Origin of the sequence: Aliamphritea spongicola (assembly GCF_017051665.1) — a bacterium.
Taxonomy (GTDB): Bacteria; Pseudomonadota; Gammaproteobacteria; order Pseudomonadales; family Balneatricaceae; genus Amphritea; species Amphritea spongicola.
This window is the reverse complement of record NZ_JAFIDL010000001.1, coordinates 382,979-406,612: the sequence shown is the minus strand read 5'-3', so window position 1 is coordinate 406,612 and position 23,634 is coordinate 382,979. Positions and strand designations below refer to the sequence as shown.

Here is a 23,634-nt window from a genome sequence, read left to right as displayed (position 1 = left end):
AACTATTCAAGGATGAATATATTATGCTCAAAGGCAAACGCATTTCGCTTATTGGCGTACCCGCAGATCAAATTCAGCGTTTAATCGCGCTGTACACTCAAAGCAGACTGCAGGTGGTTCCTTATGGCCACCCTGCTGATTACATAATTTACGGCAGCCAGCTGGACAAGGTCGACGATATTCAGCGTGGCACTGAACCTATCGCAGATGTTATGTCTCAGGAGGATTTTCTCGCCCTTCTGTTACGGACCAATGCCGCCCTGGGAGAGTTTGCTTCCCGTGGCAGGCGCAGGGCCGGATGACACTTCAACCTGACCTTATCTCTCCAGCGGGCCTTTTGAGCCCGCTTTATCTCCGCAAGCTTTATCAGAAAACTTTATCTCCCAATAAATATTCATCAATAGACTTTAGTACCGGTTAGTTAGTATAAATTCAGTTCAATCAGCCACAGATGCCGCGATTTCAAGCCAATCGCCCATCCGGGCTGAGGTAAGCTTTTTATCAGGCGGCTATGAACAGCTGTCAAAAATAATAAAGATCTATGCGGAGTTACACCATGCAACAGAATACTGTTACCCCAAACCAGCCGGAACCCAGCCCTGAAGAACCTGCGGAACCTGCTCCTGCGCAACCGGCCCTCTCTTCTCAAAACGCTTCACCCTCTTCAACCAAAGAAAGGCTCAGACAGCAGATCTGGCCTGACGACCGCTGCTTTGTACTCTCACTGAACTAATTGGACCTTTGACCCACAGCACTCGGCCTTCCATCCGGCCAGAGGGCTTAATGAAGAGTACATACAATGCAGAACCATTTACGGTTGCTGGAGCACTACCAGCAATACAGACAGGCTGTGCACAGCCTCATGGAATCCATGATGGCCAGCCTCAGCGGCGCACAGCTGCTCTCTGATCAGGAACAGCAACAGCAGGCGGTACGGCGCCTGAGCAAGAACTATCCCTTCATCGAACTGATGTACAGTTTGGACAGTCACGGCGTGCAGCTGATGGATACCGTATTCAGCCCCCATGTCAGTTACCGCAAGCGCCGCCAGCCCGGCAAAGGCCGCGACCGCAGCCAGCGGCCCTACATGCAGATCCTGCAACACCGGGACCGTGAAGTCAGCGTCACGGAACCCTATCTGTCCAGCGCCACCCACCAGCTGGCCATCTCCTGTGTGCAAACGATTCAGAACAGCAACGGCGAAGTCACCGGCTACGTGGTGCTGAATTTTAACCTGCAGCGGCTGATTTCTTATCTCAAGGGAGACCAGTTACGGGAGCGGGTACATCCGGCTTTTCAGGGTGTATACGCCATCATTGGCGGCCTGCTGGTCATCGTTTCCCTGCTGCTACTGGCAGGTGCGAGCAAATCATTACTTGATGTATTTCAGCTCACCAGCGACGTCACTACCGGCGCCTTTGGTATCGTCATCCTGATTACCCTCGGGCTGGCTATTTTCGACCTTGGCAAAACCATCCTCGAAGAAGAAGTGCTGTCTAACAAAGACATCCACCACCACGATACCTCCCGGCGGACCATTACCCGGTTTATGTCGGCAATCGTCATTGCGATCTCGATTGAATCCTTATTACTGATGTTTAAATCCCTGCTGGCAGAAAGCGATACCCAGGTGCTCAACGCCGTATGGATGATGATGGCCGCTGTCGCCCTGCTGATGGCACTGGGCGTCTACCTAAAACTCAGTAAAGAATAAGCCAAACTGATTCTGCTGGCCGGTATTCCCTCCGGTCAGCAACCTCCTCTCTCAACTCTTTACCTTCAACATCCACCGAATCTTTCATCCGGAAAAATCCACCCGGATCAACCATCTGGTTGATTACCCCCTTTTACGCTTTGCTCTTAAATAGACCTCAGGCTGCCAGTACCTGCTGCCAGCTAACCAAACAATAATAAGACAGAGGTTAAAACTTGATGAGACTGCAAAAAGGTCATTACCTTTCATCTTTGCTGTTAGCAGCAACCATCAGCACCCCGGGCTATGCACTTAATTTAATCGACAAAGACGGTGACCAGCTGAATCTGGATATCGAAGCCATTTTCGGTACTTTCAGCAGTGACCAGTCATACGGCAATGCGGACAGCAGTCCCCAGTGGCAGGAAGCGGCCATTAAATACGGCTTTTCCGGGCACACCACCCTCAGCAACAACAGCCAGTTCTACGGCAAGATCAACGCTCTGACCACCGGCGCATGGGGTGACGGTGAAGCCTCCGGCACCACCCTGGGTGACGAACGTCAGACCCGCTTTGAAGAGGTATACGGTGGCTGGCGTGATGACATGGTGGATTTCTCCATCGGCCGTCAGATCATCACCATCGGCGACGGCTTCATTCTCAATGATGACGCCCTCAACTTCGGTAACGGCGTCGATACCGACCTGAACCGTGGCGGTGCCTACTGGCTGGCCGGCCGCAAGGCATTTGATAAAACCGCCGTACTGAAACTCGGTGGTGATACAGGATTACGTTCTGATATTTTCTGGCTGGAATCTGATAACAAGGTTCAGGGCCGCCCGGAAATGGCCGGTATCAATGTTGAACATGTCAGCGACATTGGCACTTTTGGCGCGTTTTACCTGAAAGGACTGGATACCGACCCTACCGGCATTGCCGACGGTAACTTCGATAACCTGCAGCGTGATGGTCAGGAAACCATGAGTGTGCGCTATCAGGGCAACGCCGGAGTAGAAAATCTGTTTCTGTCCGCCGAGTTCGCCACCCAGGAACAGGGCAACAATACCGCCGATGCCGACGCCTGGTACACGGAAGCCGGTTGGACCTTCGCCGACCTGCCATGGTCGCCAAGTGTGAACTACCGCTACAGCACTTTTGATAAGGGCTACGACAGCCTGTTCACCGGTTTTAACCGTGGCTTCGGCACCTGGTTCCAGGGTGAAGTCTGGGCCAACTACTCCGCAGCCGGCCCGGGTAACACCGGCGTTGATGTTCATCACATTGGCGTGAAAGCCAACCCAACTGACACGCTGACTGTCGGTGCGCTGTATTTCGACTTTGAAGACACCACCGGCCGGGCGGAACGTTCCGACGCGCGGGAAGTTAACCTCTATGCCGAATGGGTGGTGAATGATCATCTGATCATCAGCCCGCTGCTGGGCTTCTATACCCCGGACAGCAAAACCAGCGTGGTCGATAACACCGATACCAACACCTATTTCCAGTTACTGGCCATCGTGCCCTTCTGATCCTTAACAACAACCATAATACGGTGACGCCAGTTGCAGATTCCCCTCATAAGGTTCTGGCCGTCACCCGGGAGAAAAACTATGTCTGACGCAATTCAACTGACCATCAACGGACATTCTGTTGCCGGTGCCGCCGGCCAGTTTGATGTGATTAACCCTGCTACTGAACTGACGGTTGCCCAGGCGCCGCTGGCCTCTGTGGCCCAGCTGGACGAAGCTGTAGCAGCAGCCGGTGCTGCCTTTAAAACCTGGCAGCACAGCAGCCATGAAAACCGTCAGACACTGATTCGTCAGATCGCCGATAAGATTGAGCAGCACGGGGATGAACTGGCTGAAATCATTGTCCAGGAACAGGGCAAACCGCTGTTTCTGGCCAATATGGAAGTTCAGGGTGCTCTGGCATGGGCTCGCTACACTGCGGATCTGGACATTCCTGTTGAAGTAATTGAAGACAGCCCCAACAAGCGCATTGAGAATCACCGTAAGCCTCTGGGTGTGGTGGCTTCCATCACCCCGTGGAACTGGCCGCTGATGATTGCTATCTGGCACATCATTCCGGCACTGCGCTCAGGCAATACAGTTGTCTGTAAACCTTCCGGCCTGACACCGCTGAATACCCTGCGGTTAGTGGAACTGATGAATGAAGTGCTGCCTGCAGGAGTGGTGAACATCGTCACCGGTGAAGCGGAAATCGGTAACGCCATCAGCGCCCATAAAGATATTCAGAAAGTCGTGTTCACCGGGTCAACGGCAACCGGTCAGCGCATCATGGAGAGTGCCGCCGGCAACCTTAAGCGTCTGACGCTTGAGCTCGGTGGTAATGATGCGGCGATCGTCCTGCCAGACAGTGATATCGACGCCATTGCTGAAGGCCTGTTCCAGACAGCCTTTCTGAATATGGGCCAGACCTGTGCCTGCCTGAAACGCCTGTACGTGCATGAAAGCCAATATCAGGCGGTATGCGACAAACTGGTTGAACTGGCGCAGGCACAGACCGTCGGCGATGGTATGGCTGACACCACCACCTTCGGTCCGGTTCAGAACGCCAACCAACTGAAGATCGTCAGCGAACTGGTATCCGATGCAGCTGCGAATGGCGGTAAGGTTCTGTGCGGCGGCGAAGCCCTGTCCGGCGACGGCTATTTTTACCCGCCGACCATTGTTGCCAATGTCAGCAACGGCACTCGTCTGGTGGATGAAGAACAGTTTGGCCCGGCCCTGCCGGTTATCGCCTATAGCGAAGTCGACGATGCCATCCGCATGGCCAACGACTGCTCCGTAGGTTTAGGGGGCTCTGTCTGGGGTAAAGATCTGGATGCGGCTCAGGCCATTGCGGCGCAGCTGGAATGCGGCACCGTGTGGATTAACGGCCACGCAGAAGTGCTGCCCCATGCCCCCTTTGGTGGCTGCAAGATGTCTGGCTTCGGGGTGGAATTCGGGCTAGACGGTCTGCTGGAGTACACCGTGCCGCAAATCATCAACATCAACAAGTAATTACCCTGTGCTGTGTTCCCCCTGAGCGCCAGCAGTAACACAGCACAGTTTGTATGGCCGGTACCACATCACGCAGGCCGGCCTCAGACATACACTCTGGCAATACAGCGGTAACCGGGCCTGCACTGCCCCGTTACAGGTACCTTTACAGGTGCCGTTACAGGTATTGGCACTGATCTCCAAACCGGTAAATCTGCTACTGCCTTCTGGCAGTATTTTCAGGGCCTTCGGGCCCTTTTTTTATGCCTTATCAAGCCCTCGCCTGCACCACGTGAATCTGCACATATCAACCATCCGGTTGATATTTTTTGTGGTACCGATCCTCTCTAATAGATAGCAATGATACTCAGCGTTGCGAAGGTATAACCATGCTGCAAACCATTAACCGAATTCTCTATGCCTCTGACCTTGGCCAGGGCAGCCGGCCGGCATTCCGCTATGCGGTGAATGAAGCCATTAAGCACAACGCTGAAATCATTTTTTTACATGCGGTGGAGCCCATCAGCGAGCTCACCGAAGACATTATCGAAGACTATCTGCCGGAAAAACTCAGCAAAAAACACAGCGAGCAGATCATGCAAAGTCGCAAGCAGCGGATCACAGAACGCATCGAATCCTTCGTTCAGAGTGAACTGGAGGCCGGTGTATCCCTGCCCAAACCGGCCATCATCAAAGTATCCATCGGTCAGCCTCACAAAATCATTCTGGATAAAGCCAAAACCATGGCAGCAGACATGATCGTCATGGGCGACCGCGAGAGCAACAGTATCTCGCGGATATTCCTGGGTTCAACTGCCCAGAAGGTTATCCATCAGAGCCAGGTGCCGGTGCTGATCGTGCCCCTGAGAAAAGAAAAATAACTGTTTCAATCATACGCGCAGCGAGGATGCGCAACCCCATAATAAGAAGAGGTAATTATGAAAAAAATAATAAATCTGGTTTCTACTGCTGTTGTTGCAGCCAGTGTATCTGCAACCCCTTTACTGATGTCCCAGGCACAGGCAGCCGATTACCCTAACCGTCCGGTGAAATTTGTTGTGCCATGGCCTGCCGGCGACCTGGAAGACATCCTCACCCGTATGGTGGCCGAAGACATGGCCAAAGAAACCGGTAAGCCGGCTTCCGTGGTCAACAAGCCAGGCGGTGCCGGCGTGGTGGGCGCATCTGATGTATCCCGCGCCCGGGCTGACGGCCTGACTATCGGCTCTTTCGTGGCTGATATCCTGACCACCCATGTACTGGCGGGCAATGCACCGTTTAATGAAGAAACCTTTGAACCTGTCGGCATCTTCCTGGATTACCCGTTTGTTATCGCCACCAAAGCGGATTCCCCTTACAACACCATGGGCGAACTGGCGGAATACTCTCAAAACAACGCGGTATCTCTGGGCCACTTCGGTTATCAGGCCCTGCCAACCGCTATTACCTTTAAAGCGGCGGATAAAATCGGCATCAAGTTCTCATCCGATGCACCTTTTGATTCCAACGACTGCTCTACCCTGGCTAACGGCGATGCGGACGTGATTAACACCACCACTCAGCAGATCATTGCCTGCCTGAAATCCGGTGATGTAAAACTGCTGTCTGCCATCACCCGTGACCGTCTGAGCATCGCCCCTGAAGTACCGACTCTGAATGAGCAAACCGGCGTCAGCCAGACCACCTGGAACGGCCTGTTTGTTAAACAGGGTACCTCTCCTGAAATCAAGGCACGCATTGCTGAAATCGCCGCCAAAACCATGGCCTCAGACCGCGCTCAGGAACTGGCGAAAACCACCGGTGCTGGTGTGTACTGGATCGCCGGCGCGGAAGCGGAACAGGTTGTCTCTGACGACTACGATGCCGCTCAGGATCTGCTGGACTTCATGAAGCAGTAACTGCAAACGCAGCGCCTGCCGCCGGTTATCCCTCTGTTAAAACCGGCGGCAGGCCTGTTTGTTTCTGCTATGTCTGATTTACCCTGCCAGGAGCGACCTGCCTATGAACGCGACAGACAGCCCTTTAGACAAACCTGCCGGGCCTGCCAGCAGTGATGCCAGCAATTCCGCCAGCGCTGAACATGACACCCCGCTCGTGGAACAACGTACTTTCGGTATTTACTGGCTGTTACTGGCCGTGGCTGCTGCCCTGCTGATCCTGCTGCCCGAAGAAGCCAAATGGGTCAACACCAAACGGGGCTGGTATACCCAACCGATGATCGGTCCGGCGATTGGCCTCAGTGTACTGATGATTTTCACTGCCGTGCGGCTGATGATTTCCTTCCGGCTGATCTGGTTACGCAGCATTGATCCGATCGACAGCCTGCTGGCTACCCTCAGTAACTACCGGGTAGCCCTGTTTTCCAGCGCATTATTCTTTCTTTACATTAATACCCTCTCGGTATTCGGTTTTGCCCTGGCGACCCTGATGTTCGTCACCACCCTGTTGTGGCTCAGCCGCTTACTGGACCGGTTCTGGTTCGCCTGCACCCTCGGCACGGTGACCGCCCTGATTCTGATCTTCAGGGTTGGCGTCAGTGTCTGGTTACCGGATGTTTGGCTCTATGAGCTGTTACCGGAAGAGCTGGCAAATTTTGCCAATCAGTATTTATAAGGTTCAGGTGATTTATGATGGAAACCTTACTGCTCGGTTTATCTGAAGTCAGCAACATGAATGTGCTGCTGGCGATTCTTATCGGCGCGCTGATCGGCGTCACCATCGGCTCGATTCCCGGGCTGGAACCCGCCGGTGTAATGGCCATTCTGTTGCCACTGAGTTTTTCAATGGAACCTCTGGCCGGCGTTACCCTGCTGTTGGGGGTTTATGGCGGTGCCTGGTACGGCGGTGCAATTCCAGCCATTCTGATGAATACCCCCGGCACCCCGGTAGCGGTGTTAACCACCTATGACGGCTACCCCATGGCCAAACGGGGCGAAGGCAAGAAAGCCCTGTCGATTGCCTACACGGCTTCTTTCGTTGGCGGCGTCATCAGTGTTTTATCTCTGGTATTATTGGCGCCGCTGTTGTCACAGATCGCGACCCATTTCGGCTCTGCCGAGTTCGCCATGCTGGCGGTACTGGGGATGATCTTCGTGGTACTTGCACACCGTAAACATGTGCTCGAAGCCGCTATGATGCTGGGGCTGGGAATCTTTCTTGGCACCGTAGGTTTAGACCGTTCCTATAACACCCAGACCTACACCTTTAATCAGGAATGGCTGCTGGGGGGCATTCCGCTGGTACCGGCGGTTATCGGCCTGTTTGCCATGTCCCAGGCGTTTGTATTGTTATCCCAGAAAGGTGGCGACTCACAGGTTACTAAACTCACCGGCGACGGCTTCTTCGGCGGCGCACTGACCCTGCTGAAACATAAAATCACCGTGATCCGCTCCGCCACACTGGGGGTTGTGATGGGTCTGTTACCCGGCGTAGGGGAATTCGGCTCACAGTTTTTCTCCTATACCCTGGCGCAGAAGTTTTCCAATAATCCGGAAAACTTCGGTAACGGCGAACCGGCCGGTCTGATTGCTTCAGAAACCTCCAACAACGCGGTCACCGCGTCGGTAATGATTCCACTGCTGGCCTTCGGTATTCCCGCGGATGCGCTGATGGCCATGCTGCTGGCGGTGTTCATGGTGCACAACTACATTCCGGGGCCAACCCTGTTTGCCGAACGGCCTGAGTTCATTTCCGGTTTGTATATTTCCCTGTTCATGATGAACGTGATCGTGTTCCTTTACCTGTCCGTGGCAACCCGCTGGATCGTCAACCTGACCCGCATCCGGGGCCGGTTTATCGGTGCCTTTATTCTGGTACTGGGCTTCATCGGCAGTTACAGCCAGAACTATCAGTTCTCCGATGCACTGATCGCGCTGGGCTTTGCGGTCTTCGGGTATATGCTGCGTAAAAACGATATTCCGGCGGTGCCGATCATTCTCGGGCTGGTGCTGGGGCCGGTATTCCTGACCCGCTTTAAACAGGCTTTAGGAGTATCCAACGGTGACCTGAGTATCTTCCTGACCCGGCCAATCAGTCTGACACTGCTGTCGCTGACGGTCGGTTCCATTCTGATTTATGCCTGGAGTCAGCTGAAAAGCCGGCAGGCGGTCACGCCGTAACAGGTAAGCATTAGATAACAGCCGGTTCTGCGTTTAGGCCGGCTGATCTTCCAGCGGTGTCCATTCCCGGAACATGGCGGCCTGCCCGGTATAGATACCCTCAGGGTCATACAGATTCCAGACCCGGGCGTTTTCAATATAAAAACGCTTCCCGGTAGCAGAGATTCTGACGCCACGGTAATGATCAATACAGCCAAACTCAGTGACCTGTGCCAGCAGATGATTTCGCTCTTCCTGTGAAACCGGCTCCGCAGATTTGCGTGAAGGCAGTGCAGTCAGCGCGGCATAGTCCATCTCGAACAGCTCCAGCGCCATGCGGTTACCGAAATTAAACACCGGATCGGCACCGCCCCCATGGGACAACAACACAAAATCCGCCCGCCAGAGTTGCTCAGCAATGCTTGCGTTTTCTTCTGTTAATTCACTGATCAGTGGCTCATTAAAAAACCGCGCATAGCTGGCTGTTACGTTGTCCAGATGACGTAACATTTCGGGTGACTGAAGAGTATGAAGGGTATCCGGTGCAGACATATAAAACCTTTGAATAGGCAGAAAACTCAAGACTTACTGTAAGTTCTGTGCCAACTGGTTTTCAAGGGTTTTCAGATCCCCCAGCACCCAGGTTTCAGCAATTTTACTGCCCCTGAAGGTAAACAGTGCGCAACCGTGCCAGGTCAGACGCTTCCCGGTAGGGACATAGCCCATAAAATCATTGCGATGGATGCCGGTGAAGGACATCTTGGCAAACACCTTATCCCCTTCTGCCACCAGCTCTTCGATGATGCAGGTATATTCACCCAGCGCCAGATGCACCATGTCGACATATTCCCCAAAGCCGGCATGGCCGGTTTTCTCCTGCCCCAGTGAACCGCGGAATATAAAATCCTCATGCAATACCTCAGGGATCGCCTGTTTATCATGGGCATCCCAGAGCACTTCATAGAATTTGCGTACCTGCTGCTTATGATTTTCTGGTGTCTGCACGATCATCCTCCGCATCCCGCTGTGTCATTGTCGGCTACCGGTGAAGCATACCCCAGGGCTAATCTTCAATAAACGACCGGGCAATGGCATCTGTCGCCGGCTGCATCAGATAATCAAACAATGTCCCGGAGCCGGTATTGATCAATACTTCGGCAGGCATACCCGGTACCAGACGGGTGTTCGCAGGCAGCTTTTCAAGAGAGTCTTTAATGGCTACCTGAGCCCGGTAATAAGCCGCCTCACCCTCTACCGATAAACTGTCTGCAGACACATTGATCACTTCACCGGTCAGCACCGGCGTAATGGTACTCTTGAAGGAACTGAAACGGATATCCGATTTCATTCCCACTGAGACCCGGTCAATATCAATAGGGGACACCTGCGCCTCAACTATCAGCTCACTGGTTTCGGGCACAATATCCAGTACCGGACTGCTCGGCGGTACCACTCCGCCGATGGTATGAAAAGCCAGCCCCAGTACAATGCCTTCCACAGGGGCGATCATCAGCGTTCGACGCACCTGATCTTCCACGGCGACCACACGTTCACGGATATCAAAAATCTTTGCCTGTATATCCGCCAGTTGGTTAACCACTTCTTTATTGAATTCTTTACTGGACTGCAGGATCTGTAACCGGGCTTCACCAATCTGTACTTTTACCCCGGCAACACCGGCCTGATGTTCTGCCACTTCACCGGCAATTTCTTCTTTTAAGCGACGTAATTCCCGGATGCGCCGAGCATCCACATACCCCTGGCTCTGCAGAGAACGGTAATCATCAATCTCATCGTTATAGGAGGCAATCCGCGCCTGCTTACTGGCAATCAGCCCCTTTAGGCCATCAACCTGTGCCTCAAGCTGCCGGATACGCTGACTGAAGACATCAATTTCACCTAACCGGGCGGCCCGCCGTGACTCAAACTGTTGAACTTCTGCCTGCTTGGCATCAATAACACGGGCATCAGTATCATCCAGCTCAGAACTGAAACGGATACTGTCAGTATCATCCCTTTCTGCCCGCAGGCGGCTCTCATTGGCAAGGTAAATCACCAACTGGGTTTTCAGCACCTGTAATTCCGACTGAAACTGTGTGGCATCGAGCTGGATTAACGGATCACCGGGTTTAACCCTGTCACCGTCACGCACATAAAGGTCTGTAATGATGCCGCCTTCCAGATGCTGAATAGTCTTGCGGTTGCCAGCCACTTTCACCACGCCCTGTGCCAGTGCGGCGCTGTCCAGTGGCGCCAGAAACGCCCAGCTGCCAAATACTCCGAAGGTCAGAACAATGACCGTCAGGCCAAACAAACGGATATACCGGTCTCCGGTTTTAACCTGCTGTTCCGGCTTATCCATTAACAGCCCCCTGATTATTCTGTGCTACCTGCTGCATCGCAGCCTGTGCCTGTTTAAGCCGGCTCAGCACTTCGTCTCTCGGCCCCTGTAACTGAACAGCACCGTTAGCGAGCATGATTAGTTTATCAACCTGCCCCAGCACAGAGGGCCTGTGCGTAATAATAAATATGGTTGTGCCCTGCTGTTTAACCGTCTGCAATGCCCGGGTTAACGCCTGCTCTCCCAGATCATCCAGATTGGAATTAGGCTCATCCAGTACCAGCAATACCGGCGATCCGTAAATAGCCCGTGCCAGACCAAGCCTTTGCCTCTGCCCGCCTGAAAGCATCAGGCCGTCTTTACCGATCCGGGTGTCATAGCCATCATGAAAGGACAATATCATTTCATGCATCCCGGCGATCTGAGCCGCCTGCACAACCTGCTCAGAATCGATCTCACCGAAGCGAGAGATATTCTCACTTACGGTGCCATCAAACAGTTCTATATCCTGTGGCAGATATCCGACGCTGGCCCCCAGCGCCTCTCTGTCCCAGGTAAATATATCCGCATGATCAAGCCGTACCTTACCGGCAGAGGGTGGCCAGATCCCCAGCAAGGCTCTGGCCAGTGAAGACTTTCCTGCACCACTTGGCCCCAGTATTCCCCACACCTCTCCGGGAGATGCCTTTAAGGAAATATCTTTAAGAATAGGGCTGGCTGCACCGGGCGGTGTCACAGATAAATGCTCAATGCTCACTTCACCAACAGGGGTTGGCAGCGCCATATTTTCCTGCTCCGGGAGCAGTTTCTGTAAGCCGTCACGCAGCCGGTTATATTGCGAACGCGCCATCACAAAGCCTTTCCAGGCACCAATCATCTGATCAATCGGAGCCAGGGCACGGCCTAGCAGAATAGAACCGGCAACCATCAGGCCCGGGGTAATTTCCTGCTGAATCACCAGATAGGCTCCCAGCCCCAGGATCAGCGACTGAACCGTAATCCGGATGGTTTTAGATACCGAGGCAATGCTGGCACCCCGCTCTGCCGCACGGCTCTGCCATAGCAAGACTTTGTCCTGCCGCATCAGCCAGCGCTGACGCAAACGGCCAAGCATGCCCATGGACTCAATCACTTCAGCGTTTGACAAGGTACGGGTCACTGATTCGTTGGCCAGGCTGACTTCTTTACCGGCTTCCTGTAACAGGTTCCGGGTAAGCTTTTCATTAATGACAGCCAGCACCCCCAGCACTATCGCGCTGAACACCGCTACCCAGCCATACAAAGGATGGAATATAAACATCACACCGATATAAACGGGCATCCAGGGGGCATCGAAGAATGCAAACAATGCGTTACCGGACATAAAACTACGTAACCCGTTGAGGTCCTGAATACTGCCAGCGGTGTTATTGCGGCCCCCGGAATACAATGACTGCTTAAACCCGACGTCAAAGGTTTTAGCCGCCAGTAAACGGTCGAAACGGGCACCGGCGCGGATCAGAATCTTTGAGCGGCACCATTCCAGACACCCCATTGCAAGCAGCAAGGCAACCATGATCAGGGTTAACATCAGCAAGGTACTGAGGCTGCCACTGGTAACCACCCGGTCATATACCTGCAACATGTAAATAACCGGGACAAGCATCAGGAGGTTTATGCAGCAGCTGAAGCCTGCTACAGAGAAGAATGCACCACGAACGAGGTTAAGCGCATCACTGAGGTAGGTATTTTTTTGTGAAGCCATTTAGATCAGGTACCTGCAAAGACACAGCCTTCCGTGGCCCGGTCACTGGCTGTTCTAGCCAGATATGGTATGAACGTTGATATCAGCACCGGCCTGCTGAACTTCCTGCACACCTTCCACCATATCGGCAAAGTACTGGCGGCGCAGTGCATGGCTTTCTTCTCTGCTGAGACCCTTACCGGAGAAGGATGCAATTCTGGCTTTATCCGTGGTTTTCTTAACCCGCATTGCCCGGGCCAGATACCCCGGAAACCGGTTATTCAGTTCTGCCCGCAGCATCCAGGTAAAACGCGGATTAAAAGGCGAAATCCAGTCGATAAACCAGAGCCTTTCACCGCAATTCCAACGCTGGGGAGACAGGCTGGCCGGATCAACCACGTACTCACTCTCGGCCTGCTCATCAAATAATGCCCAGGAGCAATAAGCCACCGGGGTACCTTCATGCTCAATAATCAGATACTGATTAGAAGCAACGGCAGGAAGTACATAGCGGGACATTGCCCCCACCTGCCATTCTTTATGGAGTTCGGAGTTCTGCCAAAGCCAGGAGATACGGCCAAGATCAAGAAGCTGTTTCTGATTCATATTCAGTTTCCGGCAATATGTGCGGGCCGGATAGCCGGCCCGCAAACTGAGATTTACGAGAAGGTGAAGTTAAATTCATCATACTTATCAGCAGCAATGTACTGCAGGCTGAAGTTATCCAGATAGATACCCTGCCCGTCATCATTACCACCCGCTTCGGTGACCGTCAGGCGGTCCATACCGTCAGCCCCTTTGACGATGTATTCAAAATGACGCGCTTCGCCATACTGATTCTCGCTGTACGCTGTTACCAGTTCATTGTTCCAGCGAATTTCCGGCGCGCCGTCGGCAGCCCCTGTCTGATCATTCCACAGATCATAACTGAGACGGTAGTAACTGCCGGTTTCAGCGGCCACATCCTGCCAGACCTGATCCTGACTGTTCGCCGTCTGATCCAGTTCAAGATAACGGCCACGCAGGCTTGATTCGTGTGCAGCATAATCTTCCTGACCCACGGTCAGATTACCGGCGGCAGAATCCCAGCCGGTCACCGCAGATACAGGTATTACACCGCTACCGTCAAACCCATTGGTTTCAAAGTCACCGTTCTCCAGCAGGTTTTCACCCAACAGAACTTCAGATGTTGTTGGTAAATCCAGTGCCGTCAGGCTGACATCATCCAGATACAGCCCTGCGCCATCATTACCCACACTGCTTTCAACGATCTGTAACAGGTCATGGCCTTCAGCCCCCGTCACACTGAACTCGAAAGTTTCGGTGAGGTTAGCAGCCACCGAAGCAGTCCCTACCTGCGAACCGTTCCACCATACTTCAACGGTGTTGCTGATCTCAGTCCCCTGACCGGCCAGCGTGAAGCTAAGCTGATACTCCTGTCCGGTACCGGCATCAAATTGCTGCCCCACATGAGCCTGCTGTGAGCCGGACACTGCATCCAGATTGATCGCCTGATCGGTGCTATCCGCAGGATTCTGGGCCAGTATTGCGCCATTACCCAACGCCCAGTCGGAAGCTGTTGTCTGGCTGCTCTGGCCGTCAGGCAGTGTATCAGTCTGGAAATTGCCATTAAGCACCAGGCTGGCACCGATGGTGGCCAGGCTCAGCCGGTTACTGGCGGTATCCTGGAAGACCCGCACATTATCCAGATAGACACCGGCACCGTCGTTACCGCCGGCAAACTCGCGAATTGTCAGCTTATCTGCACCGGCAGATCCCTCAACATTAAAGCTGACCGTTTGCCAGCCATTGCCTGTTGCATACGCCGTCCCAAGGGTAACGCCATTCAGCAAGACCTGTACCGCATTCGACTCGTTACTGACACCGGTATCGGCAGCAATATCAAACTCAACCCGGTAGCTTTTACCGGTTTGTAAATTTGCCTGAGCAGTAATGCTGTCGGCCGCATCGGTCCGGTCCAGTTTCAGATACACTTCAGAGCCATTTTGTGGCGTAACACCATTGTTTGCCGTTGCAAACAAGTGGAACGCATTATCACTCTGCCAACCATCAATACTGGCGCGGTGCACTTCAGATTCAACCGCGCCCGAGAACTCGAAGCCACCGTTGCTGAGCAGATTTTCACCCTGCACCTGATTTATCTTACGGACAGAAATATTATCCAGTAACGGCCCTACGGTATCGTTACCGCTGGCGGTTTCGGAGAACTGCAGGGTATTCATTGCTGCAGCATCTACCACCAGGTCATAACGTTCGAAGATGTTTTTGCCCTGTGCTACGAAATTGCCCAGCACAGTGCCGTTGAAAGTCACCTGTACGGTATTCGAGTCATCATTACCGCTTCCCCGGCGGGCTACATCAAACGACAGCAGATATTTATCACCGGCGGTACCGGCAAACTGCTGGGAGATCGAATCCAGAGCACCTGCGTGATCCAGCTCGATATACCGCTGGCTGTCGGCACTGGTATAAACCCCGTAGGAACCGTCGTTCCAGTATTCCAGCGCATTAGGATGGCTCCAGCCTCCGGCCGTTTCAAAACCACCGTTAGTAAGCAGTTCCGCCCCCAGTTCAAAACCGTTCCGGCCAAGCTCTGCTTCCACCAGCGCCTGACGCTTGGCCGCTTCGGACTCAGCCAGCAACTCATCGGTGGATTTAGCGACATTCTGTTCAGCCTTCGCCAGCTCATCCGCCGCATCTCCGGCCATAATCCGGTCATACACCGCATGGCCGGCTGATATCGTCTGAATATTTTCATACTCACCGCCGGCAACGAACTGCTCCGGTGTGAAGACCCAGGGCTCATTACCGTTCTGATCACGGAACACAATGCGTTCAAAATCACCTACTGCGTTCGCACCGAACACATGTGTGATCACCACAGCCCCCTGATCACTGGGTTTCACCACCAGGTGATCACCCATCCGGTACAGCCAGATCGACGTCATGGTGGTGCCTTCAAAAATTATTTCATCCCGGTCAGCATCGCCCTGCACCAGATTGACAATCACATCATGGCCGAAGTTATCGCCTTTAAAGACAAAGGTATCTTTACCGGCACCGCCGATCAGGATGTCATCACCCTGCCCGCCTTCCAGCGTATCGTTGCCACCATGACCGAACAGAATATCGGCATGGCTGCTGCCAGTAATGCCGTTGTTCAGGTTTGTGCCTACCACCTGCACGCCGTGACCGATACCTTCAGCGGTAACATCCACTGACAGTTTATCGCTCGGCAGCTGTTCTGCTTCAGGGGTAACAAACAGGCGCGGATAGCTGTTACTGTCGCTATCACTGGCTGTCGGGCTGGTATTGGTCGGTGTATGAGTCTGGTTAACACTGGCGGTTACCGTCAGCTCATAGTTACCCGGCCCCGGTCCATTAAAGACGTAATAGTCGACATCAACATAACCGCTCTTCTGGGCAAGATACGCACCGTCAGTGGTAACGTTCCACTGCCGGTCATCCAGGATTACCTGCTGATCAACAATCAGATGTACGAAGTCATCTGTTTTTTCAGTGAAGTAATAGGTATGGCCAGCTTCCACATACAGTTTGGCCTGAATATGTTTAGCCGAATCCGTAGCAATGGTGCCGGTCAGATCGCCACTGAGAGACCTGTCCGATGGCTGCCGGCCACCCAGCTCCGCAACAATATCGCCCTGGTTATACAACAGGTCAGATGTCGGCAGATTGCTGTAGTCACTGGTGCTCAGAATCTTCAGATCAGCAGTACTGTTCGCCGGACCATTCTGTAACAGTTGGACAAGATTATGGTTCTGCACCGTTGCACTGTAGACATAATATTCAAGTGCCACGGTACCGGTTGCTGTCGCTTTAAAACTGCCCTGCTGCTGATAAGCGGCACTGCCGTTGCCGATAACTTCTTTATTATCAATGCGCAGATAGCTGACCACTTCACCCAGCGCCTGGAAGCTGTATACCTGTCCTTCAACAACATCCAGCTGTCCGGTAATTTTTGTCAGGGTACCGGCAGCATTGGTCGCCGCGAGATCTACAGAAGCATTGCCTGTACCGGTGTTGGCTGCGGCGAAGGCAGGCAGATCAGCAGGGTCAGTCACACTGGCATTCTGAAATACCTGCGTCTGAATATTCTGCAGGGTGCCAAGATCTTCCGGCAGCGGGTTTTCCAGCCGGCCCCGTAAGTCATAGTGCCCCGGGCCACCGGTGTTCAGCACATAAAAATCCAAGTCCACAAAACCGGTTGACGTCGCCTGATAAGTCCCGGTGGAGGCATTGTTATGCACCGTATCACTGATGATGGTCTGGCCACCGATTGTCAGGTAGGCATAGTCATCGACCACTTCCCGGAAAGAGTAGCTGCGGCCTTCAACCACATACATCTTGCCGCTGATATGTTTGATTTCATTAACGGCTATTTCACCGCTCAGTTTGTCGGCATCTGCCACCGATGACGCGGTATGACTCTGTACCCAGGCTTCCAGTGCTGCCGGATTGCTGGCCGACGCATTCTGATAGCTTGCAACCCGGGCATTCTCAAGGCCGTAAAATGCTTCCTGAGATGCGGTTTTGGAAAGCTGGGAATTAACAATGGCTTCGTAATCAGACAGGTAATAAAGACTGTCGAGTTTAGCGCTGCCCGCGTGTGCTCCGTTGAGCGCAGCAGTCTGAAAGATACCTGTCCCGTCCACATTGTCCGGATTCACCGACGGTGTAGCTTCCAGTTCAACCTGTACCCGCTCAATGTCATTCAGCACAACATTCTGCGCGATATTCTGGTTACCCTTGTTCAGCATCGTCGCCAGACTGCTGGCGGTTGATTGCAGGTTGCCGCTGGCACCTACCAGAGTGGCGGCAACTGAATTAGCGATGCTGATATTGGTTTGTTCCGCAGCATGCTGTTCAGCCAAAGTAGACAGGGTATTCTGAGAGATAACCAGTGTATCGGAGTGCCCTTTACCGCCATCCACATACAGCTGATCCGTACCGGTCTTGCTTGCCAGCAGGTTATCACTGATATGGATAACATCTTTCCCGGTACCACCGGAAATAACTTCCGTATTTTCACCGGCAAAAATCACGTCGTCGCCATCGAAGCCGAAAATCTGCAGGATTTCAGTGTCCGTCAGCAGGTTAAAGGTGTCATCTTTAGCAGAACCCTGAATGATCTCAATGCCACTGAACTGATCCGTAACATTGGTGACATTGCCACGCTCCAGCACTTCTACCTGACGGTACTCAACCGTTTCCGTACGTTTACCGTGTGAAGTTTCATAGCTGCCAATCGACTCTTTGTAATATTTCGAACCGGCCGCAAGACTTTTATCGACACTGATACCGGTTGTGGTTTTATTAACGGTTATCCCGCCAGCCAGGTTATCTGCACCGAAACTGGTATAGGAAACGGTGTCCGTTCCCCCTTCACCGTTAAACGTGATCTCGCTGTCGTAAGCGAACAAGGTGTCATCGCCATCGCCGGCATTGATCGTGAAATCGACTGAAACATCATTACCGGCCCGGTCCTGAGCACTGTTAATGATCCGATTCATGTTAAAGGTAGTATTCTTTCCGGCGCCGTCATTCACCACCCAGCCTGCCAGATCACTGATTGTGACCGACGTATGATTACTGTTTTTACCGGTAGACGTGGTCGAAGTACTCTGGTCGCCACTTGCCAGAAGCGGTGTCAGGAAAGAAACATAAACATTTTCCGGATTGGCGGTGTTGGCCGCATCCGGCAGATTGATATGATCATCCCCCACCCGCTCATCCAGGCGAACAGTCTGATCCTGCCAGCCACCGCCATCCTTATATTCTTCAAAGTAATGCCGCGCTGTTTTCTCCAGCTCGCCCCGGGTTTTACTTTTCGCAGCCAGTTCCAGATCCGTCGCTGACAACAGCTGGCTTCCCAGCGTCACAGCACTGTCAAAGCCCTGATCATTGATGATCTCCTGCAGTACATCCTGATAAGCCTGCTTTGACTTTTCCTGCTGCTGATCAAAACTGCCCTTAAAGAACTCCTCAACGGTACGCTCTGAACCGTCATCCCGGTGACGGATTTTATCGGCGTATTTATCTGCAATATCTTCCAGTGCAACCTGTTCGAATGCACCGACAATGGCTGAAATAGCCCCACCAATTAAGCCTACAAGCACCGCAACACCGGCACCCACACCGGTTGCCGCCAGGGCTGCGCTGGCAACCCCGGTAACCGCATTCAGTGCCGTGGTTGCGCCATAGAATCCTTTTTCAGCCACCAGCGTATCGTCAAGCAAACCCGACAGCAGATCTGCAGAGTAATCATCGCTCTGCTTCAGGCTGTCGATACGGTCCTGCTTTTCATTGAATTCAGACCATTTGGCCGGGTTAATTGCAGATGCCACTGAAGCAATCGCACCAACAATCGGTACTGCTTTACCCAGCGTAGTGGCCGCGGTGCTGCCCGCTTTCACCAGCGCCTGAGCAACCGCCAGACCACCAGCCACTGCAGATAAGCCAGCAACCGCGCCCTGCAAACCGATTTCGGCTTTCAGATACTCTTTTTGTTCGGCAGAAATATTCGGGTCATTAAGCTGCTTGGATATTTCAGTGATGCCGACCACGCTGGCCGAGAAACCCGCCGCGGCACCCACCGCGCCAAATGCGGCACTGGCCTTACCGGCAGACTTGGCGCTGCTCAAATCGATAAAGCTGGCAATCGTGTCCGCAACAAATCCGCCCAGTCCGGTAGATGCCTGAGCAATCGCAACAGTACTGCCATCTTCCTGAATGGTTTTAGCCAGCCCGGCAGCACTGGATGCAACCGTCAGCAGGTTACTGCCAATGGCCAGGCCTGACTTCAGCAACTCCTGAGACTTATGGGTTGCCAGTGAAGAGTTTGCATCCGCAAGATCAATATCGATGTTCTGCTGATTCGTCTCCAGCTGTTTACGCTGGGTGCTGTACTCATCGGTATATGGCAACGCAGCCTTGTCTTTCATCAGTTGATAGACTTCGTCACCCAGATTCTGATAGCTGGTCTTATGACTGTCGATCTGCTGCTGTATTGCATCGGCATCCTGAAGCAGCAGATTATCAACCTGAACCTTGGTTTCACGGTAATTTTCAAGCTCAGCATTGCGGCGGACCAGAGTTTGCTCAAGGTCTGCTGTCTCGCTGCGCAATGTCACCAGCTCATCAGCCTGCTCCTGAGTGATTGTGCCGTCATCTCCGGCACGGGCTTCTATCTCAGCGATACGGCCCTGCTTCTGGGTAAGCGCGGTCTGATCTTCTGAAATCATGTATTCAGTTACATCGATTTCACCATCAATACCCAGGCTATGCCCTGCTTCCAGCGCCAGATAGGTCACCAGCGATGCATCTTTCTGTAATTCTTTCGCAGCAATCTGATCGGCAACGGCTTTCTGAGCTTCCGCTACTGTTGCCTCAAGGCTGGCAAGCTGAACGCTGATGGTATCCTGCTTACGCTGCAGAACCGCTTTGTGCAGCTCCACCAACTTGGCAAAATCCGGTTCGGTTGCTAACTGCTCCAGCTCTGATTCTTTATAGCCATATCCGTCATGCCCGCCATCCGCATGAAAGGCCCGTATGTCGCGGAACGCAGATTCAATTTTATAGCTGGTATAGGCATCAATCAGATTGGGAATGAAATCCAGTGTGGCGAATACATTTGAAGCAATAGCAGACTGAGTAGATGCGTCCGTTTTCCCCTGATAAGCAGAAGGATCTGATACGCCGCGCAAGGCATCAGCCAGATACTCCCCATACCGAAAATCAGCACGCATCCGACCAACAGCGCCAACGTCACCAATGGATTCAAAATCATCTTTGAATTTTCGGTATACCGCCGATGATGCCCAGATCAGGCCTTCCGGCTTGTTAAAGCCCTGTGCCCATCCCGAACCACCCCAGGACTGCAGTGAAGGCAGTGAATTAGCAAACTGAGGACCAAATCCCTGATCAGTTGCACCGAAGTGTTTTTCGAATAACTCGCCAAAAATTAAACTGTTATCAGCCACATTACGGGTATCACCGGACATTTTATTATTGTCTCCTGAACGGTATGGGAGGCCAGAGACTAAGACAGCTTTCCTTAACCTGTCAAAAATTGACCAGTGACTGTTTTTTAAGGAAAAAACCAACAAATATCGGATTTTTTTACATTTTTATTACATTCTGACTTGCGGGTCAGTCATTCTGAAAGTGGCTGATTTTTGATCAAACCGGCACCACGTATGGAGTGAAGGAGTTTCAGGAGTGTACAAATTGCAACCAGACAAAAGTTTAATCTTGCAGAGAAAAATAAAACGTTTACAAAAACACAAAACTTTCAATTAGACCAAAGAGCGAATTAAGCATTAAAAAAAGTGATATATTAATCGATATTTCTTATATATCTGCACCATTATGATGCAGCACTTCACACAGAAGAGACTGACTCAGGGGTCAACAAAGTAACGTTAAAACACTGAAACGTCTGATAAGTAAGCGAATAAAAACGTCTTCATTAACATCTGTGCATTTCAGGCTGCCAAACCGCCCTGCCAATCCTCACATCTGCTATCCGGTGCACTGAAAAGATGCATTAACTTTTCTGATGCAGATAATCACAAAATTATAATTAACATGTTAACTTTTTATTTCAATTAAGCTAATCTCAGTTCATAGTAAGACGTACAGCTTATGCTTAGAGGTAACTGCTATGGGCCAGATCAATCAACAACGCCTTTCAGGCTTATATAAGTTTCAGGACGAATGCCTGACGCTGCTAACCGGCGTCACAGATGCCAGTCATGCGGTTACTTATCTGCTGGATGATCGCGCAAAGCCTATGTGTTACAAGAACCATCAAATGCAGCCGCTGATGCACCGGGAATATCTGACCGACTTCTATAAGTCAGACCCTCTCTATCCGGCCAACTTCAAAGAAAGCCATGCTGACGTGGTGAAAATGAACGATCTGGTGCAGCCCTACCGCCGCAACACCCACCCTTATTACCGGGATTTTGTCACTCCCTGGGGCATTCAGGACATCGTTGAACTGTTTTTCCACGTGGATGGCAAACTGATTGCCGGTGCGGCGCTGTTTACCTCTAAAGGCCAGCCGGAACTGATGAGCGGAGATCTTAAAAAGATTCAGCACCTGCACCGCTTTATCGAATACTCTCTGGAACAGAACCTCTCCACCCCGACCCAAACCAGCTTTGATGACTTCTGCGACAACTACCAGCTCACGGCCAAAGAACGGGTGGTGGTACAGCTGGTCATTCAGGGCCTGCCCAATAAATCCATTGCACAGAACTTGTGCTGCAGCCTGGCGACGATCAAAACTCACCTGCAACACATCTTCAGCAAAATGGCAGTTAACAGCAAAGCGGAAGTGGCTAACCTGGTATACAGCCAGAACTGCCAGTTGTAGAACTGGCAGCCACCACAGACTTTAACGTCGGTTAAGCTCCACCAGACAAAAATGCTTCTTCCCCTTACGGATCAGAATGTACCGGCCGTGCAGTGCCTGCGCTTTGTCCAGCCGGATATCAGCAGATTCAGCCACCACACCGTTTAACAACACCGCACCGGCACCGATCAGCTCACGGGCTATTCTTCTCGAACCCGCCAACCCTGCAGCAACCAGTGTATCCTGCAGATCGACATCAGAATCAAGCGCCAATGTAGGCGCACCATCCAGACTCAGTTGTTGCAGTTCTTCAGGCGTCAGTAAACGGGGATCTCCGCTGAACATTGCCTGGGATATACGCTGTGCCTGAACCAGCCCTTCTTCGCCGTGAATCAGTAAGGTCAGTTGTTCTGCTAAGATCCGCTGTGCCTCAGGCTTAGCGCTACGCTGTTCATCCTCTGCCTTAATGCAGCCAATCTCCTCAACACTGAGGAATGTGTAGTACTTCAGGTAGTCATAGACATCGGTATCGGCACTGTTCAGCCAGAACTGATAAAAGCTGTACGGTGAGGTTTTTGTCGGATCCAGCCATACTGTGCCGGATTCAGTTTTACCAAACTTGGTGCCGTCTGATTTGGTAATCAGCGGCAGGGTCATACCGAATACCTGCTGCCGGTTCATCCGCCGGGTCAGGTCGATACCGGCGGTAATATTGCCCCACTGATCATTCCCGCCAATCTGTAACGCACAGTCATAGCGACGGTTCAGCTCGGCAAAATCATAAGACTGCAGCAAACTGTAGGAAAATTCCGTAAAAGAAATGCCCTGTTCCGGCCGGTTAATCCGCTGTTTCACCGATTCTTTGCCGATCATACTGTTAACAGAGAAATACTTGCCAACATCCCGCAGGAACGTCAGTACATCCATGCCGCCCATCCAGTCAGCATTATTGACGATACGGGCAGCACTGTCCGGCGTATCCGCGTCGAGAATACCGTTAATCTGCTGCCCCAGTTTTGTCACCCACTCAGCCACCAGCCCGGCACTGTTCAGACTGCGCTCCGTGGCTTTAAAGCTCGGATCGCCAATCATACCTGTCGCTCCGCCGATCAGTGCCAGCGGTTTATGGCCCGCCAGCTGAAACCGCTTGAGCATCAGTAACGGTACCAGATGCCCCACGTGCAGGCTGTCGGCGGTAGGGTCGAATCCGCAATACACCACCCGCCCCGGCTCCGAGAAATACTCTCTGAAACCCTCATCATCTCCGGATTTCTGGGCGATCAGGTTGCGTTGCTGCAAATCATCAAGCAGGCGTGTGGTGTCGGTGGTCATTGAAGGTTTATCACTTTTCAGAAGGTTTCTTTATATACGCTGGCAA

General features: G+C 52.4%; 16 protein-coding genes. 9 read left to right on the top strand and 7 right to left on the bottom strand.

Annotated features, from left to right (window positions below; all coding sequences use genetic code 11):
- Positions 1-23 precede the first annotated feature (23 nt).
- From JYB63_RS01900 to JYB63_RS01865, 8 genes are all read left to right on the top strand, one after another.
- Positions 24-302: a hypothetical protein gene (locus tag JYB63_RS01900; protein ID WP_205656060.1), complete on the top strand. Its 279-nt coding sequence runs from the start codon at positions 24-26 to the stop codon at positions 300-302.
- Positions 303-799: 497 nt separating this feature from the next.
- Positions 800-1,714 carry a PDC sensor domain-containing protein gene (locus tag JYB63_RS01895; RefSeq protein ID WP_205656058.1) on the top strand — a complete coding sequence of 305 codons (915 nt, stop codon included), beginning with the start codon at positions 800-802 and terminating at the stop codon, positions 1,712-1,714.
- Positions 1,715-1,932: 218 nt separating this feature from the next.
- Positions 1,933-3,222 (top strand): alginate export family protein, encoded by a 1,290-nt coding sequence (locus JYB63_RS01890; RefSeq protein ID WP_205656056.1) that lies wholly within the window; start codon positions 1,933-1,935, stop codon positions 3,220-3,222.
- 81 nt (positions 3,223-3,303) lie between these two features.
- The gene (locus JYB63_RS01885; RefSeq protein ID WP_205656054.1) at positions 3,304-4,716 is read left to right on the top strand and encodes an aldehyde dehydrogenase family protein; all 1,413 of its coding nucleotides are present in this window, start codon (positions 3,304-3,306) and stop codon (positions 4,714-4,716) included.
- A 368-nt stretch (positions 4,717-5,084) separates the two neighbouring features.
- A complete protein-coding gene (locus JYB63_RS01880; RefSeq protein ID WP_205656052.1) occupies positions 5,085-5,576 on the top strand; it encodes a universal stress protein in 492 nt (163 codons plus the stop codon).
- 57 nt (positions 5,577-5,633) lie between these two features.
- Positions 5,634-6,593, top strand: a complete 960-nt coding sequence (locus tag JYB63_RS01875; RefSeq protein WP_205656050.1) for a tripartite tricarboxylate transporter substrate binding protein — start codon at positions 5,634-5,636, stop codon at positions 6,591-6,593.
- 103 nt (positions 6,594-6,696) lie between these two features.
- The gene (locus JYB63_RS01870) at positions 6,697-7,308 is read left to right on the top strand and encodes a hypothetical protein (protein WP_243431780.1); all 612 of its coding nucleotides are present in this window, start codon (positions 6,697-6,699) and stop codon (positions 7,306-7,308) included.
- Positions 7,309-7,322: 14 nt separating this feature from the next.
- Positions 7,323-8,813 (top strand): tripartite tricarboxylate transporter permease, encoded by a 1,491-nt coding sequence (locus tag JYB63_RS01865; protein WP_243431779.1) that lies wholly within the window; start codon positions 7,323-7,325, stop codon positions 8,811-8,813.
- A 33-nt stretch (positions 8,814-8,846) separates the two neighbouring features.
- Here the strand turns inward: JYB63_RS01865 and JYB63_RS01860 are convergent, their stop codons facing one another.
- The 6 genes from JYB63_RS01860 to JYB63_RS01835 are packed head-to-tail and all read right to left on the bottom strand — an operon-like array spanning position 8,847 to position 20,898.
- Positions 8,847-9,344 carry an MEKHLA domain-containing protein gene (locus JYB63_RS01860; RefSeq protein WP_205656048.1) on the bottom strand — a complete coding sequence of 166 codons (498 nt, stop codon included), beginning with the start codon at positions 9,342-9,344 and terminating at the stop codon, positions 8,847-8,849.
- A gap of 33 nt (positions 9,345-9,377) precedes the next feature.
- A complete protein-coding gene (locus tag JYB63_RS01855; RefSeq protein WP_336510836.1) occupies positions 9,378-9,797 on the bottom strand; it encodes an ester cyclase in 420 nt (139 codons plus the stop codon).
- A 58-nt stretch (positions 9,798-9,855) separates the two neighbouring features.
- Positions 9,856-11,154, bottom strand: a complete 1,299-nt coding sequence (locus JYB63_RS01850) for an HlyD family type I secretion periplasmic adaptor subunit (RefSeq protein ID WP_205656043.1) — start codon at positions 11,152-11,154, stop codon at positions 9,856-9,858.
- Complete coding sequence (locus JYB63_RS01845) at positions 11,147-12,877, bottom strand: type I secretion system permease/ATPase (protein ID WP_205656042.1); 1,731 nt, start codon at positions 12,875-12,877, stop codon at positions 11,147-11,149. The genes JYB63_RS01850 and JYB63_RS01845 overlap by 8 nt, the downstream gene beginning before the upstream one ends.
- Positions 12,878-12,931: 54 nt before the next feature.
- Entirely contained in the window at positions 12,932-13,462 is a 531-nt protein-coding gene (locus JYB63_RS01840; RefSeq protein WP_205656040.1) for a toxin-activating lysine-acyltransferase, read from the bottom strand.
- Between the two features lie 53 nt (positions 13,463-13,515).
- Entirely contained in the window at positions 13,516-20,898 is a 7,383-nt protein-coding gene (locus JYB63_RS01835; RefSeq protein ID WP_205656038.1) for a DUF642 domain-containing protein, read from the bottom strand.
- Positions 20,899-21,560: 662 nt separating this feature from the next.
- On the opposite strand from JYB63_RS01835, the gene JYB63_RS01830 reads away from it, so the two are divergent.
- On the top strand, positions 21,561-22,277 hold the full coding sequence (locus JYB63_RS01830) for a helix-turn-helix transcriptional regulator (protein WP_205656037.1): 717 nt from the start codon (positions 21,561-21,563) through the stop codon (positions 22,275-22,277).
- A 21-nt stretch (positions 22,278-22,298) separates the two neighbouring features.
- Here the strand turns inward: JYB63_RS01830 and tyrS are convergent, their stop codons facing one another.
- Positions 22,299-23,588: a tyrosine--tRNA ligase gene (gene tyrS / locus JYB63_RS01825; protein ID WP_205656035.1), complete on the bottom strand. Its 1,290-nt coding sequence runs from the start codon at positions 23,586-23,588 to the stop codon at positions 22,299-22,301.
- Between the last annotated feature and the right edge of the window lie 46 nt (positions 23,589-23,634).

What these genes read in the sequence shown, in the direction of transcription:
- JYB63_RS01900 (WP_205656060.1), top strand. Translation starts at nt 24, where the DNA reads ATGCTCAAAGGCAAACGCATTTCGCTTATTGGCGTACCCGCAGATCAA.
- JYB63_RS01895 (WP_205656058.1), top strand. Translation starts at nt 800, where the DNA reads ATGCAGAACCATTTACGGTTGCTGGAGCACTACCAGCAATACAGACAG.
- JYB63_RS01890 (WP_205656056.1), top strand. Translation starts at nt 1,933, where the DNA reads ATGAGACTGCAAAAAGGTCATTACCTTTCATCTTTGCTGTTAGCAGCA.
- JYB63_RS01885 (WP_205656054.1), top strand. Translation starts at nt 3,304, where the DNA reads ATGTCTGACGCAATTCAACTGACCATCAACGGACATTCTGTTGCCGGT.
- JYB63_RS01880 (WP_205656052.1), top strand. Translation starts at nt 5,085, where the DNA reads ATGCTGCAAACCATTAACCGAATTCTCTATGCCTCTGACCTTGGCCAG.
- JYB63_RS01875 (WP_205656050.1), top strand. Translation starts at nt 5,634, where the DNA reads ATGAAAAAAATAATAAATCTGGTTTCTACTGCTGTTGTTGCAGCCAGT.
- JYB63_RS01870 (WP_243431780.1), top strand. Translation starts at nt 6,697, where the DNA reads ATGAACGCGACAGACAGCCCTTTAGACAAACCTGCCGGGCCTGCCAGC.
- JYB63_RS01865 (WP_243431779.1), top strand. Translation starts at nt 7,323, where the DNA reads ATGATGGAAACCTTACTGCTCGGTTTATCTGAAGTCAGCAACATGAAT.
- JYB63_RS01860 (WP_205656048.1), bottom strand. Translation starts at nt 9,344, where the DNA reads ATGTCTGCACCGGATACCCTTCATACTCTTCAGTCACCCGAAATGTTA.
- JYB63_RS01850 (WP_205656043.1), bottom strand. Translation starts at nt 11,154, where the DNA reads ATGGATAAGCCGGAACAGCAGGTTAAAACCGGAGACCGGTATATCCGT.
- JYB63_RS01845 (WP_205656042.1), bottom strand. Translation starts at nt 12,877, where the DNA reads ATGGCTTCACAAAAAAATACCTACCTCAGTGATGCGCTTAACCTCGTT.
- JYB63_RS01840 (WP_205656040.1), bottom strand. Translation starts at nt 13,462, where the DNA reads ATGAATCAGAAACAGCTTCTTGATCTTGGCCGTATCTCCTGGCTTTGG.
- JYB63_RS01835 (WP_205656038.1), bottom strand. Translation starts at nt 20,898, where the DNA reads ATGTCCGGTGATACCCGTAATGTGGCTGATAACAGTTTAATTTTTGGC.
- JYB63_RS01830 (WP_205656037.1), top strand. Translation starts at nt 21,561, where the DNA reads ATGGGCCAGATCAATCAACAACGCCTTTCAGGCTTATATAAGTTTCAG.
- tyrS (WP_205656035.1), bottom strand. Translation starts at nt 23,588, where the DNA reads ATGACCACCGACACCACACGCCTGCTTGATGATTTGCAGCAACGCAAC.